The organism is Thauera phenylacetica B4P (assembly GCF_000310225.1).
Classification (GTDB): Bacteria; Pseudomonadota; Gammaproteobacteria; order Burkholderiales; family Rhodocyclaceae; genus Thauera; species Thauera phenylacetica.
Window position 1 is genome coordinate 1 of record NZ_AMXF01000481.1, and the last position, 1,128, is coordinate 1,128.

The window sequence follows — 1,128 nt, forward strand, 5'->3', positions numbered from 1 at the left end:
GGCGGGCTGCGCGCCGTCGCGCACCAAGGCGGGCGTGCAGGCCGCGAGCAGCAGCGCGCAGGCGCCGCCCAGCAAGGCCCGGCGCAGGTCCGGCGCAGGATGCGGGGTCGGTCCGCTCACTGGATGCCCAGCCGGCGGCCGGTGTCGCTCAGCAGGCGATTGTCGGGATGTGCGGCAAGCGCCTCGGCGAAGAGCCGGCGTGCCTCGTCCCGACGCCCGAGCGTCCACAGCACCTCGCCGAGGTGGGCGGCGATCTCGGCGTCCTGGCGCATGCCGTAGGCGCGCTGCAGGTGGGCGAGCGCGCCGTCGTGGTCGCCGCGGCGGAAGCGCACCCAGCCGAGGCTGTCGAGGATGAAGGGGTCTTGCGGCATGAGCTCGTGCGCGCGTGCGATCAGCGCCTCGGCCTCCTCCAGGCGCAGGCCGCGGTCGGCGAGCGAGTAGCCGAGCGCGTTGAGCGCATGCGCGTGGTCGGGCTGCAGCTCCAGCACCCGGCGCAGGCGGGATTCGAGCAGGTCCATGCGGTCGATGCGTTCGGCCAGCATGGCGGCCTCGTAGAGCAGGCCGGTGTCCTCGGGGGTCTCGCGCAGGGCGGCATCGAGCAGCGCCAGGGCCTCGCCAGGGCGCTCGGCGTCGCGCAGGATCTGGGTCTCGGCGAGCAAGTAGCGGCGGGCGAGGTCGGGGTCCTCGATGTCCCTCTGCAGCAGGGCGCGCGCCTCGTCGACACGGCCTTCGCGCGCCAGGCTCAAGGCGCTGCGGATATCGGCCTCGGGGCGCAGGTCCTCGCTCTCGATTTCGTCGAACCACTTGCGCGCGCCCTCGCCCTCGCCGCGGTCGGCGGCGATCTGGCCGAGGTGCAGGCGGATCAGATCGGGTTGCGGATGGCTGGCAGCGAGCGCGCGCGCGAAGTGCAGCTCGGCCGCGTCGGGTTCGTCAAGCTGGAGGGACAGCAGCCCCACCGCATAAAGCAGCTCCGGGTCCTGTGGCGAGGCCTCGAGCAACTGGTTGAAGGCGTTGCGCGCCTCGCCGAAGCGCTGCGCGCTCACCAGCGCGCGCGCCTTCGCCAGGCGCAGCGGCCGGCTCGCCGGTGCGCGCGCGACCTCGGCCTCGAGCACGCGCAAGGCCTCCGCG

1 protein-coding gene is annotated in these 1,128 nt (G+C 74.2%); it reads right to left on the minus strand.

Annotated elements, in window-relative coordinates; genetic code table 11:
- Nucleotides 1-116: 116 nt before the first annotated feature.
- A partial coding sequence (locus tag C667_RS23175) for a tetratricopeptide repeat protein (protein ID WP_004389625.1) occupies nucleotides 117-1,128 on the minus strand: 1,012 nt, incomplete at its 5' end.